Origin of the sequence: Acidicapsa acidisoli (assembly GCF_025685625.1) — a bacterium.
Classification (GTDB): domain Bacteria; phylum Acidobacteriota; class Terriglobia; order Terriglobales; family Acidobacteriaceae; genus Acidicapsa; species Acidicapsa acidisoli.
In genome coordinates this window covers 374,928-389,271 of the sequence record NZ_JAGSYI010000001.1, presented here as the reverse complement: position 1 = coordinate 389,271, position 14,344 = coordinate 374,928, and the positions used below count along the sequence as shown (strand labels likewise).

The 14,344-nt window shown below is 57.8% G+C and carries 10 protein-coding genes; 4 read left to right on the top strand and 6 right to left on the bottom strand.

The genetic code is table 11. The features are described from left to right. Positions 1 to 262 precede the first annotated feature (262 nt). The 3 genes from OHL23_RS01515 to OHL23_RS01505 all read left to right on the top strand — a co-directional run bounded on the left by OHL23_RS01515 (position 263) and on the right by OHL23_RS01505 (position 7,257). Complete coding sequence (locus OHL23_RS01515; protein WP_263350006.1) at positions 263 to 4,321, top strand: helix-turn-helix domain-containing protein; 4,059 nt, start codon at positions 263 to 265, stop codon at positions 4,319 to 4,321. A gap of 44 nt (positions 4,322 to 4,365) precedes the next feature. After that, on the top strand, positions 4,366 to 6,300 hold the full coding sequence (locus OHL23_RS01510; RefSeq protein ID WP_263350005.1) for a hypothetical protein: 1,935 nt from the start codon (positions 4,366 to 4,368) through the stop codon (positions 6,298 to 6,300). Positions 6,301 to 6,897: 597 nt separating this feature from the next. After that, positions 6,898 to 7,257 (top strand): hypothetical protein, encoded by a 360-nt coding sequence (locus OHL23_RS01505; RefSeq protein WP_263350004.1) that lies wholly within the window; start codon positions 6,898 to 6,900, stop codon positions 7,255 to 7,257. 32 nt (positions 7,258 to 7,289) lie between these two features. Here the strand turns inward: OHL23_RS01505 and OHL23_RS01500 are convergent, their stop codons facing one another. The 5 genes from OHL23_RS01500 to OHL23_RS01480 form a co-directional block, all read right to left on the bottom strand. Beyond that, complete coding sequence (locus tag OHL23_RS01500; protein WP_263350003.1) at positions 7,290 to 8,222, bottom strand: ArdC family protein; 933 nt, start codon at positions 8,220 to 8,222, stop codon at positions 7,290 to 7,292. A gap of 661 nt (positions 8,223 to 8,883) precedes the next feature. Continuing rightward, entirely contained in the window at positions 8,884 to 10,335 is a 1,452-nt protein-coding gene (locus OHL23_RS01495; protein WP_263350002.1) for a relaxase/mobilization nuclease domain-containing protein, read from the bottom strand. Further along, the gene (locus tag OHL23_RS01490; protein ID WP_263350001.1) at positions 10,332 to 10,697 is read right to left on the bottom strand and encodes a MobC family plasmid mobilization relaxosome protein; all 366 of its coding nucleotides are present in this window, start codon (positions 10,695 to 10,697) and stop codon (positions 10,332 to 10,334) included. Before OHL23_RS01490 ends, OHL23_RS01495 begins: the two co-directional genes overlap by 4 nt. A gap of 994 nt (positions 10,698 to 11,691) precedes the next feature. After that, positions 11,692 to 12,624: a Fic/DOC family protein gene (locus OHL23_RS01485; RefSeq protein ID WP_263350000.1), complete on the bottom strand. Its 933-nt coding sequence runs from the start codon at positions 12,622 to 12,624 to the stop codon at positions 11,692 to 11,694. Continuing rightward, on the bottom strand, positions 12,621 to 12,881 hold the full coding sequence (locus OHL23_RS01480) for a hypothetical protein (RefSeq protein ID WP_263349999.1): 261 nt from the start codon (positions 12,879 to 12,881) through the stop codon (positions 12,621 to 12,623). The genes OHL23_RS01485 and OHL23_RS01480 overlap by 4 nt, the downstream gene beginning before the upstream one ends. Before the next feature lie 734 nt (positions 12,882 to 13,615). Between OHL23_RS01480 and OHL23_RS01475 the strand changes: the two genes are divergently transcribed. Continuing rightward, positions 13,616 to 14,032 (top strand): hypothetical protein, encoded by a 417-nt coding sequence (locus tag OHL23_RS01475; RefSeq protein WP_263349998.1) that lies wholly within the window; start codon positions 13,616 to 13,618, stop codon positions 14,030 to 14,032. A gap of 3 nt (positions 14,033 to 14,035) precedes the next feature. Here OHL23_RS01475 and OHL23_RS01470 read toward each other — a convergent pair whose 3' ends face one another. Beyond that, positions 14,036 to 14,314 carry a hypothetical protein gene (locus tag OHL23_RS01470; RefSeq protein WP_263349997.1) on the bottom strand — a complete coding sequence of 93 codons (279 nt, stop codon included), beginning with the start codon at positions 14,312 to 14,314 and terminating at the stop codon, positions 14,036 to 14,038. Between the last annotated feature and the right edge of the window lie 30 nt (positions 14,315 to 14,344).

Below are 14,344 nucleotides of genomic sequence, written 5' to 3'. Positions count from 1 at the left end.
AAAGGAACTTGGCTTTAGTGAAGTCGGTCCTCCTCATTTGCTCGCCTCGGCACACCGCGATTTTGCGGTGTTACGGGCAGGCTGGAGAAAAGGAGCAATGCGGTACGCAGCTGAAAGTGCGGAAGGAGACACCCTCCCGAACGTTCTGTCTGCTTACTAAACTGTTGATTTAAATGTAAATAATGAGCAATAAGATGCTGAGGCAAAGATTTTATCGCAAAGTATTGAGGCCATATTTTCTATATCGCATCATATATTTTGTATGACCAACGACAAGAATATGACGCTCTCGCTCACCCCAGCGGAATGCAAAGCGGCCCGAGCCCTCCTTGCCTGGAACCAGCAGGAGCTGGCCCGGTTGGCCCAGCTCGGAGTCTCGACTATCGCAGATTTCGAACGCGGCAAGCGCACACCTACAGAAAGCAACATCGAGGCGATGGTCAAGGCGTTCACCACAGCCGGTATCAGTTTCGCGGGTGGCGGTATCCAAATCGCGGCAACCGCCGATACCCCTGCAACACCGGCTAACGGCAGCAGGCCACGTTTGATCGAAGCGACCGACTTGGACCAGTGGGCCGAGCGGAACGACGGCAAAGAGTATTTCCCGGAGCTGATTGAGCGGCTGATCCTCGCCAGCGCGGGCTACGTACCGCGTCAGTTCCTCTTCCGCTCCGGCGACAGCACGCAGCAAGCAGGCTGGGATGGCATCTGCGAGCAGGACGGGAATGCGAGTCTTCCGTGGTTGCCGGTAGGCGTGTCTGGATGGGAGTTCGGTGCGCAGGCCGAAGGGCTTCGCCAGAAGGCCAACGAGGATTACGAGACGAGAGAATCCAACCCGCTCGGCCTCGAGCCCTCCAAAACTACCTTTGTCTTTGCAACGCCCAGGCGTTGGGGACAAGGCAAGAAGTGGGCGAACGAAAAGAAGGCCAAGAAGTTCTGGAAGAATGTCATGGTCATCGACGCGGATGACCTTGTTCACTGGATCGATCTGTACCCTCAGGTGCAACAGTGGCTGGGGGCACGCCTCGGCAAGGTCGTTCCAGACACCAAAGCGCTCACGGAGTTCTGGTCACAATGGCGTCTCTCCACGGAACGCCCGATGACGCCGGAACTGGTTTTCGCAGAGCGCGATGACGACGGCACCAAGCTGCTGAAGTGGCTTCGCGGTGCGCCGTCCATCTTTGAGTTGCAGGCAGACTCGCCAGAAGAGGCGATCGCGTTCCTGTATGCGACGATTGATCGACTCCCACCCGAGCACGCGAAACAACAGGCCTCGCGCTGCATCATCGCGTCGACTGCTAACGCTGCCATCGCGCTAGGTAAGAGCCCAACGCCTCTCGTGATCCTGATCGAAGCATCCAAACCCGGTCTCGCGACCGAGTTGATGCAGCAGGGCCACCATCTCCTGATTGCTCACGGCTCTCAGGTGGGAACCTCAGACTTGTTGAACAGTCTGTCGCGGCCTGACCCGGAGGTGTTCAAGGATGCTCTCGTCGTGATGGGGTTCACGGACGACCGTGCTACCGCGCTGACCCGCGACTCTGCACGAAAACTGACCATTCTTCGCCGGCTCATTCCAACGACGACGATCGCATCGCATCCCGATTGGGCAAGTGGAGAAACCGGAAAACTTATACTACCTCTTCTCCTCGCCGGGGCGTGGGACACGAGTTCGGAAGGCGACCGGAGGGCCCTGGAGACTCTGTCGGGCAAGGCCTTTGCAGACCTGGAAGCGCTGTTCCCCGGCTGGGCTGCCGTGGGTGACACCCCGCTTCGCCATGCTGGCATGACCTGGAAGCTCGCATCCCCGTTCGACGCATGGTTCCGGCTCGCGCATCTGCTCAGCAAGAGTGAACTCGAGCGCTTCGTTGACGTGGCGAAGCAGGTGCTCGGCGAGACCGATCCCCGGTTCGACATGGACTCGGGTGAACGCTGGTTTGCGGATATTCGGGGACGCACCCCGAAATACTCCTCGTGGCTAAAGTCTGGCATTACAGAAACACTTCTGCTGCTGGCTATGTACGGCGAGCAGGTAACTGCCGTACCCTCGGCGAATGTCTACGCGGATCGCGTCGTTCGCGATCTGCTAAACAGAGCCAACAAGAGCCGCTGGTGGTCGATCTCGGATGAACTCCGTATGTTGGCCGAGGTCTCTCCGGAAACCTTTATGGCGGAGGTCGAAGACAGTCTCGCAGAGCCAGATCAGCCCGTGATGGAGCTGTTCAAAGAAGATGCGGGACCTTTGATGGGCCGAGCCTATCACAGCAACTTGCTCTGGGCCTTGGAGACCCTGGCATGGAGCACGAAGTATCTCGCACGAGCGTCTGAACTTCTCGCTCGGCTCGCCGTGCTCGATCCGGGTGGACGATGGGCCAACCGTCCTGCAGTGTCACTGCGATCGATCTTCCTAATTTGGTTGCCGCAGACGCATGCAACGCTCTACCAGAGGCTTAGGGTCATCGAACGACTCCTCAGAGTGGAGCCGAAGGCAGCTTGGGATCTCATTCTCGCGATCTTGCCGAAGACCTACGATACGGGCAGCCACAACCCCAAGCCGCGGTGGCGAGACTTCTCGGAAGACAAGACCGAACCCGTCACCTATGGCCTGATCGATCGTGCAACGCGCGCGCTCACCGCGCTGCTCATCGCGAATGCAGGAGTCGATCCGGCGCGTTGGGCCGGGCTCATCGAGCACCTCGGTTCGCTGCCCCCCGATATCCGCGCTGCGGCCTGGTCAAAGCTTTCCGAGACCACAGCGTCAATTCAGAAAGACGAGGATCGGATCAAGATTTGGACGGGCCTGCGCCGGTTCATCGGCCATCATCGTTCGTTCCCCAACACCGATTGGGCGCTTCCTGCCGAAGAAATTGATCGCGTGGAGAGCATCTATGGACAGTTCTCACCGAGCGATCCCATCTTGCAGCGTAGTTGGCTTTTCGGGAATGGTGTTCCTCTTCTGAGCGGACGCGATCAGGACTGGAGGCGGCGGGAGAAGGAACTCATGGAACTCCAGCAGCAGGCCGTTCAGGCCCTCATTCGAGATCACGGCATGGATGCGTTGTATCGACTGGTGAGCCTCGCGGAGAATCCCTTCCAAGTGGGTCTGGCGTACGGATTGATCGCGAGCTCCAAGGCGGATGCGGACCAGGCACTGCTCAATACGCTCGGCGGTGCTGCGCCGGGCGGCCGCGGCTTCGTGAAGGGGCTCGCTGCAGCACGTTTCCACGAGGAGAAGGAGGCATGGGCACGCAATATTCTGGAGGCCGCAGTTATGAAAGGGCTGCCGGAAGCCGCCATCGTCGAATTGTTGCTGGCCCTCCCTTCCCAGCGGAGCACCTGGGATTCTGCAGCGGCGTTGGGAGACAGCATCAAAGCGTCGTACTGGAAGGACACTACCTTCTTCGTTCATAACCAGAGCACTGACGATATGGAATACGCGATCACACAGATGGTGGCAGCCGATCGTGCACCCGAAGTCGTTGAGGGGATCGCGAGCGATTCCTCTGCTATCGGCACGGAAACGATCCTGCGCGTCTTGCATGCAGCGACAGGCGACCCGTTGCCAACCGGAGGCAATGACGCGGTCATGTTCCAGTGGGGAGTCGCACATCTGTTCACCCAACTCGAAACAGACAGCGCCGTGAGTGAGGATGAGATTGCGCTGCTGGAGTGGCAGTACCTCGCAGTCTTGGAGCACTCCGAGCGACCCGCGAAGATGCTGCACCGCTTCATGTCGTCGCGTCCGCAGTTCTTTGTCGAAGTGCTTTCTGCTGTGTTCCGCGCTTCGTCGAGAGAAGCATCGCCAGACTACACGCCCACCCCGCAGGAAAAAGCCGTCGCTTCACAAGCATGGCGTTTGCTGGAATCTTGGGGCCAGCTTCCCGGTGAAGATAAGGGGGAGATCGACGCTAGCGTTCTGGAGGAATGGGTTGAGGCAGCCCATCGTCTTGCTGTCCAGGCGGAACGCGGTGCCATCGGCGACGAGTACATCGGAAAGCTGCTCTCTCACTCACCAGCAGGAAGGGATGGTGTCTGGCCGCACCCGACCGTACGTGACGTCATTGAAACCATGCGGAACTCCAAGCTCGAAACGGGAATCATCATCGGCGTGCACAGCAGCCGGGGCGTCACGTCTCGGGGAATGTTGGACGGGGGAAATCAAGAGCGTGACATTGCACAGCGTTACAAGGGCTGGGCTGAGTCGACCAAGCTCGACTATCCCCGTACCTCCGCCATGCTGCGCGAGATTGCCAGGAGCTACGAAACCCACGCACGCGACTTTGACGATGAAGCGGAACGCAACGATTGGCGTGCGTATTAAGGCGCGGCAAGCAGATGGAAGGGGACGCAAGAGGAAGCACACGTATGGCAGTCTCACTCACGGAAACCTTTCACAAACTCGGATGTTCACTTCTCGAACGATGTCGAGATGCGGGGGATGACCTCGCCCAGCAACTTTGCGCAACTCTTGAACCGATGCTGAGCCCGGGTTTTCGTGTTGGGTTCGTAGGCGTCAGAGGCGAGACCGGCGAGGTTCTAATGGAGCCGGCGCTCCTCATTTATACAACGGCATTGGCAGAGCTGGAGGGTGCGCCGCAGTATGTGGCCCCTGAAGCCGTGGCCGGTGTTCTCCATGTGACGCAAAGCTTGAATGAAGCGTCGTTGGCGGACGGATATGCGCCGATCGGCAAAATCAAAGCGCTTCCAGGCCACGATACGGACTCGATCGAAGGGTGGCATCACGTGCCTGTTGGGATGATCGTCGCGTGTGACTGCGACCGTCCTCTGGAACAGCTCGTCGACGCGATCGCGACTCTGAATGCCAGTATCCCATCAACGAGATGGGCGGATGCCGTCTCCGTACTTTCGCTCGGGCTGATTAACTACGCTGTTCAGTTCGAAGGCGGCAAGATCGGTGGGGATTTCATCCTGCCCAACAAAACAGGGGCAATGCAGTTCGCAATGTACGTCCACGTGGTGGTGAGCTCTCCGGGAACGTATACCTTCAATCGAACCTGCGGCTTTCTTTTCATGCACCTCGGATGTTTTTCTAGAAAGACCTCACTTCCGACCAATCAGATGCTGATGGAAGGCGTTCCTCGGATCGCAGTGAACATCCGAGCTTATATGTTCGACGCGACGGATCATCTCGTTCCAGTGCCGGATGAGATGCGGCAGGACCGTGGGTACGGACTACAACTTATGCCGTATCGAGTTGAGGACCAAAAGGGCAAGCTACTCTCACGAGTGCAGTTCGTTCCATGGCTAGGCGGAGCGGCGATTCGTGTCTACGGCGATCTCCCGCTGATGCCGTTCATCGTGCTTCTCGGTAAGATGGACCGACCGCCCCAGCAAATGAAAACGCCAGACGGGACGATCTCCAGTATTCTCCCGATCGGGCGGCCTCAGTTCGAGGTGATGCTTGCGAGATTCAATCGACAATCCAACGTCATCTTCAAGCGCGAACAGCCAAGCTGGACGGTGACGAAGATGGCCGACGAGGGGACAGCAAGTCCCTTCATGGCGAGGTTGTTTCTCAATATCCTCGATCTTCGAAAGTCGGCCTTGGAGACGAAAGCAGATATCGAAGCCTTCGAAAAGCCTTATGAGCTTGTGCTTATGTCGAGCATTACCGTGAGAGATCTTGCGCGCGAGATTGGCGAGCTCCTTACCGATCACCGATCCAAGATCGAGCGAGGGGTTGGAATTCGAATCGACGGCCGTACCATCCATGTGGATGAACCGATCGATAAGGACCTTCGGCAACTAGTGGAGTCGTTTCTCAATTCCTCGAACCGAGTCATGCTGACCGGGATGAAGGAAGCGGCAAAGGCACTGCAGATCGATATCGGCTTCTTCTTCAAGAAGGAATCGACATTTCTCAATGGTGTCACCGCGTTGGATGGAAGCGACCCTTACCTTGCCAACTATTGCCGGAAGGCAAGGACCTGGTCAGACATGCTTAACTCAGTGCGTAATGATATGGAGCACAATTTCTGGTCGGTGCCGCGGGTTCAGTACCGGATCGAGGAAGGACGTGTTGTCGTAATTGAGCCCGGGATCATGGCACGATCGGTCTCGGACTTCACAAAATTCGTGACAGATAGAATGCTTTGCTTTGTCGAAGAAATCTGTGTGCATGGATTGCAACGCCGTATGCCCGACTGCATCTCGATCGCTGAAGTTCCATTGGCGCAAAGGCCGGTGGAACGTCCGGAACGATTTAGGTTCCGTACGGCGGGAGGAGGCATGCCCTTGTGGAACATCCTCTATCACGACGCCGCGTTCGATGAAACATAGAGCAAGATCGAGTTCGGGTGTCCGAAGATCGCGGCAAGCGGAACTCCGGCCGCGATCCGCTGAAATTCTGGGGGGCTGAGACCCGCAGCCGATTGAATTCTTAGTAATACGTCGGCTGCGCGGGGAGTTTCTCAGCGCTAACTTTCAGTGTTGCGCAAAGGGTAGCGCGCGGCGAAACACGAGCTGCCTTCGTTTCGGTGCGCTTGTTGTTCATGGCAGGTCACTGTCGCAACCAACAGCCACCAAAACAGCCACCAAACGATTTTTGGCCTCTCCGATTTCGAGAGGCCAATTCAATTTAAGCTCTTTGTTTTGTTGGTGCCGGGAGGGGGGGTCGAACCCCCACGACCTTGCGATCGGCGGATTTTGAGTCCCTTTTGTATGCCTATATATAGCTCATTTTAAAATACTTAATTCTGATAAATGTGAAAGTGTGTAAGTAGATGTGTAAAGAAGAGGCAAAACCTCCATGAGGTTTTGCCTTCCTGTGGAGCCCTTCTCACATCCTAACCATCACGCTCCCATAGCCTTTGAATCCTTGCCTGGAAGGCGTAAATGCGCTTCTCTGGGTGAGGACCGAACGGAAGGGCGGAAAACATGACGGTGAAGTGGGTTCCTTGCGGCAGCGGATTTATCGCAGCGGATGTGGTCCGCTGGAAAGAAAGCGTGTGGGAAAAGCGCAGCCGCAGGCGAAACGCCCGTGCGGTAAATGTCGGCGAGCGCGTCGTGACAGCCGAAGTGCTTCGGGAAGATGCGGAAGGATGGGTCTTCCTGCTGACCCGCGACTGCGTCCTGTCGAGCGAGAGAATACCAGGCCGCAAGGTTGCCCTTCTGCCGAAGGGCGAGAATCTCCGTCGCAAGCGGCGCACGATTGAGCGCGGCAAGCCGGACCGCCTTCTCTGGAGTGATGAAAGCGCCCGCGCCATTGTTGCCAGCAAGTTTCTGGGGAGTCGCTAGCGGGCAGAACCTGCCCGCTAGCGCGGACGATGTTAAGCCGCACGGGACTCCTCGACTTCTTCTGCGGTGCTCGCGCTGAATTTGTGGATGAAATCAGCGGCCTTCTGCGCGTGCGCGGCGGCGGTGAAGATGGCGCGGCTGTCGTTCTGCAGAACCTCCAGCCAGCTAGCGATGTAGGCGGCGTGATCTTCGCGGGGCTCCGGCGCCAGTTCGAGATCGGCACAGAGAAAAGCAGCGCCCAATTCAGCGACCAATTCTTCCTGAGCATAGGCGTTGCTGCCGAAGCGGTGGCCGCCGAAGTCACGGTCGAGGCGGTTTTTGGAGCCCGTCCAGTGGGTCAGCTCATGCGCGAGCGTTGAATAATAGCTGTCGGCATCACCGAAAGATTCGAACGGCGGCATCTGCACGGTGTTGGTCGAGAGGCTGTAATAAGCGCGGTTGCCGCCGTGAGCGATTTTTGCGCCGGTGGCGTGAAGGAATCTCTCGGCATGATCGATACGGGCCACGGGGTCGAGCGTGGATTCTGCCTTCGCGTAGTAGATTTCCGGCAAGCCGTCGATCTGTTCGACGTTGAAGACGGTGTAACCCTTCATGTACGGGATTTCGCGCTCGATATCCTCGCCGGTCTTGTCGTCGTGCTCGGTGCGCGTGATGCTGTTGGCATAAACAACGAGCGAGCCTTTCTCCCCTTTGCGGACGTGCGCGTCGAGTTCGACGGCCTGGCGAAAGGTCATCCAGATAGGCGCGGCGAAATTCTGGGCTGTCGCGGACATCCAGAGCGAGAGAATGTTGATGCCGCTGTAGGGCTGGCCGTTGTGGCGCAGCGGGCGGGTAATCCGGCCTGCGGCGTGTTCGGCGTTCCATGGTTTTACCCAAGGGCGTACGCCCTTTTCAAGGTTGGCCACGATCTGCGCGGTAATGCGCGTGTAAACGTCCTGACGATCTGTTGCATCTGTTTTCTGCATTGTCTTTTCCTCCATCAAAGTTTTTTCTTTCCGAAATCCCTCGGAACGGAGGCCAGCTTTTAGAGCGGAGCGGACCCGTCACAGGGCGGAGGCGCAGCCGGAGTTCATCGCAAGACCCTTGACGGGGAGCACGGCTCTGGTAAAAGGCCAAAAAAAGTCCGAGGGATGATGGAAGGGGAGAAAAAACGACTGGAGGCGGGGGGGCAGAAACAGAAGGACAAAGACCGCGATGGCGGTGTCCGTGAAGATGATCGGCGTCAGAGGTCGGGGCCTCTGGGCTTTCCGCTCGGCCAGTGGGGGCGAAGGTGCCGGAGAGGTGCTCGTGGTTTTGAGAAAAAGCGCGACGGGAAGAGAGTCGGCATCGGCGGCATGAGAGCAGCCATGCTCTTCAGGAATCGGGTAATGATCTGCGGGCGTGCCTGTACAACCTGATGAATGAAGCGGCTCAGCATTTTCGATGGCAGGAAGCGAGACTGGTCAGGCGTGCAGACGACTTCCGCAGGTGTGGTTGTCGGTTTCGCTAAGAACCGCGATGCGAAAATATCCGGCGTCGGCGGCATGTGCGCAGCGGTAGCCTTCGCGAAACGAGATATCGGCGGGCGAACCTGTGCAACCTGGTTAATGAAGCGGCTCAGCTCTGGTCGCAGGAAGCCAGAGCCGCTTATCGTGTGAGCGGCGGCGGCCATTCAGGGCCGTCCATGGTACGTTCCTTGATCTCGGCGCGGAGACGGCGGGCGGTTTCCTGCTCGCGGATGTAGCGGGCGAGGTCCTCTGCGGTTTGTTGCGCATGGTCGCGGAGTTGCTGCGCGTGCCGCTCTGCAAGGTTTTCAAGGTCGAGGTCCCTTGTCTGCTTCAGTTGCGCGGCATAGTCCGCGTGCTCTTTCGTTAGCCGGTTCTCCATCTCCTGCTGGCGGCGTTCGCGCTCCGCGTCGCGTTCCTGGACAAGCTCTGGATTCCACCGTCGCTGGAATCTGTCGATAGCGCGGTCAACACCGGCGACCGGTGCGTTCTCCCGCGCGAAGCGGGCGCGCTCCGCCTCCTGCCGGGCTTCAAAATGCCCGATACTTTCGGCCATTTCGGCGTCGAGGACGTCGCGGGTGTGGTTGTATTCGTTCTCCTGACGCTGGCGCATGTCTCTCGCCTCGCGGGCTTGGCGGTCGGCGACGGCCTTTTGAATAGCCTGAATTTCCTCCGGAGAGAGACCCTTTGTTTGTTCGGCGGGTTGTGCCGGTTCGGGTTGATCGGATTCGGGCGGAGCAGGTTCGACCTGCTTTTCTGCCACTTGCTTTCTCTGGTCTTGCATTTGCTGCTGGAGCTGTGCTGCCTGTTCGGCAGTAGGGAGGATTTCAGGGTCAAGGCCCTTCATGTACGCGCGGAGTTCGGCGGCCTTCATTCCGTGAATCTGGCGGGCCAGGCTGTAGATCTCCCCAGCCGCATCGACCAGGACGAAATCGCGCCGCTCGCCCTTGGCGAGAATGTAGCCCTGCTCTTCAAGGGCCCGCATGAAGGCTTGCGGGCTGTCGGAGGCCTGTTTGAGGGCGGTGATCTGGTCTTTGCGTTCAGCGGGGTTGATGCCGGTTCGCTGGGCCTGCTGCCATTCGGCATGATTGACGGCGGCATTGGGGAATTCCGGCTGCTTTTCGCGGTCCCGTTTCGCGTGCTTGCCGGGCACCGGCTCGTGGCCGAATTCAAGTTCCATGGCCTTGCTGGCGCGTTCATGAGCCGGATAATTCATGCTGTCCGACCGAAGCGTCATCGTGTCGATGTCGGTCCGCGCCCAGACGACGTGAAGGTGCTGGCGGCTATGCTTCTGGTGCATGACGACGGCGCGGGGCTGACCCTCGAAACCCAGTTCCGTTTCCAGTACCTCGACGCAGCGCTCCCACTGCTCCAGGGACATGACGTACCCTTCGGCCGGGTCGATGTTGACGTGATATAGACCCTTCTGGCCGCGCGTGCCCTCGGACAGGGTCTGCCAGTCCCGCAAGGCCTCGTCAAGATTGGGAGCCGGGGACTGGAGTTCGAGAATATCGACCATCTCGTTGGTGTCGCGCCGCTGAAGGTGCTTTGCGAGTTGTTCCGGTCCGGCTCGGCTGCCCCCCTTGATAATCATGGGTCGGGACCTGGTTTCTTGCCGAGCGCCTTGAAAATAACATCGCGGATGGCGATGTAGGCACGGAGGGCGTCTTTCAGTTCCGGGAGGTAGATTTGCTCCCCGGCGTTGAGGGCACGGGCGATCTGGTTAAGGTTGTTTCCGATCCGTCCGAGCTGACCCAGTATCTGGCGCAGGGCCTTATGGTCTGCGGGCGGACGGCGCTGGGCGCGGGGGCCGGGGTCGCCCAAGGCTGCGGCGCGCATGAAGGCGGCAATAGCGAGGCCGGCTTTATCGGCCTTGGCGGAGACGGCATTAAATTCCTCGTCGGTCCATCTGACGAGGGACTGGCGGGGACGCCGCCTTTTGTCGCTGCCTGCCATGACGCCCCTTTCGCGTTGGCATGCGCCGCAAGGGCCTTCCCGGTTCAAGGGGCGGCACGAGCCCCTGATCGGTCCAGCAGACGACAGGCTGCGCGACGAACCTGGCAGGGCCGCGCAGGGGCCAGGAGCGATACCTCCTGGCTGTGCAGCTCTATTTCCCGCTGCACAGGGTCCATGGGGCGCGAAAGCCCCTGGTCAGGTCCAGGCGGAACGGCCTGGTGGAGTCGCAGAGGCAAAGCCTCCGCCCTTGGGGTGCATGGGGTTGGGAAAAACCCCTGCTCCGGGGGATGCAACGGGGGACGAAGTGACCCCTTGCCAAGACTGTGCGGATATCCGCACATGGCCTGCAAAGCACGGTAAACCGTGCTGCGGCTCTCTTATTTCCAGAGTAACATCGGCTGGTAAGGAATACTAACGCCGATCGGCTCAGTGGGAATCTCCCAGTTTCGGTCACGGATTCTAGCACGATTCGCCGTTAATATGGGTTAACGAGCCGCGTAGACACCCCGCGCATTCACTCTCCCATCAGCACTGCCTTGGCTGCATTGAGCTGCTTTGCGAAGTCACTGGAGCCTGCATGATCGGGGGTGAACTTTAGACATAATTTTTAAGTACGCCGACCTGATCTCCAGTCGCCCCGCCTTAAACCTCAAGATCCCCCGCGCCTCATCAATGGTCATCATTGACCGGCGCGGGGGTGAATCGCTTCGCGCCTCCTCCTTCCTCCCCGGCTTCGGCGCGTCTGGTTCAGGCGGGGCGACATAGGGATTTTCGACGTAGATCAATGGCGGTTTCCAATACAGAGATGCGTGTTCTTGCCGCCTCTCAAAACACGCCATTTGCTGGCAGTGGTCGGGTCTATTCGCCTTCTGTAATAAAACTTATGAAAAATAATAACTATGGTTCCGCAGATGCATTGTAACACTTCGAGATTGGCCAGAATAGCGGCATCTCTCTACGGCAGGCAATTACGAATGCACGAGGGTACGGCCAGCTATCGTTCGCGTTCCGAGGGCGGGCCTCTATAAAGCAATTCAAGCCGCTCAAGCCTCTGTTGCTGCTCGTGCGTCAGCCTCTCTTGCAGTTCCCGATGCGCCTTTTCGACCTTCCGGCGGCGTTCCTCTATCTCCGACTCCGCCTTTCCCTTCCGTCGATCCCCTTCGAGAATGTCGGCGAGCGCTTTCTGCTGCGCTTCCGACTGATTCCGGCGTTCGATCTCCTGACGGTTTAGTTCCGCCTCTCTCGCCACTTCCCATTCCCGAGTTGGAGCAGGATGCTCCACGCTTCGCGCCGCTTCCTGCCGTTCGACCGTATCGGCTTCCCATGCCTGCGTTTCCGCAATCTGTGTTTTCTCCAAAGTCGGAACGATCGCTGCGCGGATTTGGTCGTTCATCGCGCCATAATTACCCCGATTCGCCTCGATTGAGGCTTCAATCCAGGCCGCGCGTTCGATCCTTGTTGTGTCGATGTTGTGACCGGCTCGTGCACCGAGCTGCTCTAGAAATTCAAGCTGTGTCCGGCCATTCCCTTCGCGAAACGGGTGAGCGTGGTTGATGTCGCCGATAATCTGGGCGGCCCTGTCTGAGAATTCCCAAACATTCATGTTGCGGAGAAAATCTGCCTTCACTAGCTGCTCATGAACGAAGTGCATGCCCGTTTCGATGCGATCAGGAGGCATGAAGCTGGAATCAGGTTTGTACATAGAAACGGATCGCAATTCCCCCGCCCACTCATACACATCCTGAAACAGGTGACGATGGATGGCCTGAAGATGTTCTAAATCGAAATTGCCTGTAGGGCATCCTTCATCGATTCGGGCCTCGACGAGACGCCGCTCGGTTTGATCGAGCAATTTGCTGTCCGAAATACCAAGCTTATTGCGCAGTGTTTCTGTGCCGAGGTTAAGGTAAGAATCCCAGTCGCTCATTTTTTCTGAGCGTCTCTGGCAATTTTTGCTTGTTCGGTGATGTAAGCGATGCGCTTTTCGTGCGACCAGCGATTTTTGTCAAACATCTCGAACATAGCGATGTCTTCGGCATCGAGGGGATTTCCTTCGATCTCTTGAAGGTGCATCCCTTTGATTCGACGCTTAGCCACGAGCGCCAACTCCTCGTCGGTGAGAAGGCGATCAAATTCCGGCGTCTTTTTATCATCGTCGCTCATCAATTTATTGTATTGAAACATGCGTAAAACTCCATCTTTTTGATTGTTTTACAGATTTCTGAGGTGATGCAATCTCAGCAAAGATATCCTCGTCAGCGCGTTTGTTAACGCTGACGGCACGGAATGCGGGCTCTTATTGTTGTTGGTCATGACTTTTCTCCTTTCATTGAGTTGGTTGTGTCAGTCGCAAAAACCCGGCCACAGACCGCCAAGGCGCGGCGTCACCCCCGCAGGGGGGAACAGGCAACACGGGAGGCCGGCGCAGCCGGGGCGAATGGAGCGGGCAGCCTGTTGACGCCAAGAAGCGCCTGCGGGATGCAAAGTTCTCTCCTGAATTGACGCGGCCAGCTCAATGAAGGAAAGTTTTCCGTGAGCAACTGAGCATGCCCGCCTATCAATCCTGACGCGAGCATAAATACAGGTATCGATGGCGATAAATGACGATCAAACGCCCCCCATCCTTGCCTTCAATGCGTCATCTGCATAGGCAAAGTAATTCGAGCCTCCATGATCGGGATGCGCATGTGACATAACGTGCAAGTAGGCCGCCTGCCTTACCCCAAGAATCCCCTGCGCCTCATTAATGGTCATCTTTGACCGGCGCGGTGGATCGCTTCGTGCCTCTTGCGTCCCCGCCAGCTTCGGCGCATCTTCAGGCGAGGCGACATATGGGTTCTCGTCGGGCGGTCCCCAATACAGGAGCAGACAGCGAAAAAAGCCGTGTACGGGGCTGTAGGGGTGCTCTATAAGAAGTGATGAAATATTCGCCACTGCATGCAAAAAATATCCATGAATTTCTGGGCCTGGGACTAGACGCCAAGCTGATTGCCGACAAGCATTTCCCCCATGACTGTCCGGAGAGGTTCAAGCTGCTGGATATCCTGAACGGGTTCGCGATCTTGTGGAACCTCCACTACAGCCTGGAGCGGACACGAGACAAGATGGAACAGATACGCGCAATCACGTTACCCAAAGATCGCGAGGTCATAGAGCTTGCTCTCTATCTGGAGGATATCGCCGCCACTCTTAAAGACGCCGAGGCTGAGAAGGTGGTCAAACGCGCAAGCGAGGTACTGCACATCTGGTACCGGCTTTATCTCAATCTTGAGCAACTCATGGAGGTCAGTGCTGCGCTTCGACTCGGGATGGAAAGTCCAGAGAGCGAATCCTGAGACCTATTCGCGGTCCCGACCCTTCGGTGGCCACTTGAATTCGAGTTCACGCCGCTCCAAGCGCTCCTGCTGTTCGCGCATCTTGGCCTCCAGTTGCCGCTTGCACACCTCCTCGAAAGCACGGTGTTTCTCTGCCAGCTCAACCGGGTCATTGCCGTTTTTCTCTACGCCTTTGTTGATGGCTTCGAGCGCTTTCTCCTGACCCTTGCGCAGATCGTACAGTTCCCTGGCGCGGCTTAATTCTTCGGCTTTGGCAACCCGTTCCCAAGTCAGCTCTTCCACAACTTCTCCTTTGTCCGGTCATGTCAATGA

What these genes read in the sequence shown, in the direction of transcription:
- OHL23_RS01500 (WP_263350003.1), bottom strand. Translation starts at nt 8,222, where the DNA reads ATGCAGAAAACAGATGCAACAGATCGTCAGGACGTTTACACGCGCATT.
- OHL23_RS01490 (WP_263350001.1), bottom strand. Translation starts at nt 10,697, where the DNA reads ATGGCAGGCAGCGACAAAAGGCGGCGTCCCCGCCAGTCCCTCGTCAGA.
- OHL23_RS01510 (WP_263350005.1), top strand. Translation starts at nt 4,366, where the DNA reads ATGGCAGTCTCACTCACGGAAACCTTTCACAAACTCGGATGTTCACTT.
- OHL23_RS01495 (WP_263350002.1), bottom strand. Translation starts at nt 10,335, where the DNA reads ATGATTATCAAGGGGGGCAGCCGAGCCGGACCGGAACAACTCGCAAAG.
- OHL23_RS01515 (WP_263350006.1), top strand. Translation starts at nt 263, where the DNA reads ATGACCAACGACAAGAATATGACGCTCTCGCTCACCCCAGCGGAATGC.
- OHL23_RS01475 (WP_263349998.1), top strand. Translation starts at nt 13,616, where the DNA reads ATGAAATATTCGCCACTGCATGCAAAAAATATCCATGAATTTCTGGGC.
- OHL23_RS01480 (WP_263349999.1), bottom strand. Translation starts at nt 12,881, where the DNA reads ATGTTTCAATACAATAAATTGATGAGCGACGATGATAAAAAGACGCCG.
- OHL23_RS01505 (WP_263350004.1), top strand. Translation starts at nt 6,898, where the DNA reads ATGACGGTGAAGTGGGTTCCTTGCGGCAGCGGATTTATCGCAGCGGAT.
- OHL23_RS01485 (WP_263350000.1), bottom strand. Translation starts at nt 12,624, where the DNA reads ATGAGCGACTGGGATTCTTACCTTAACCTCGGCACAGAAACACTGCGC.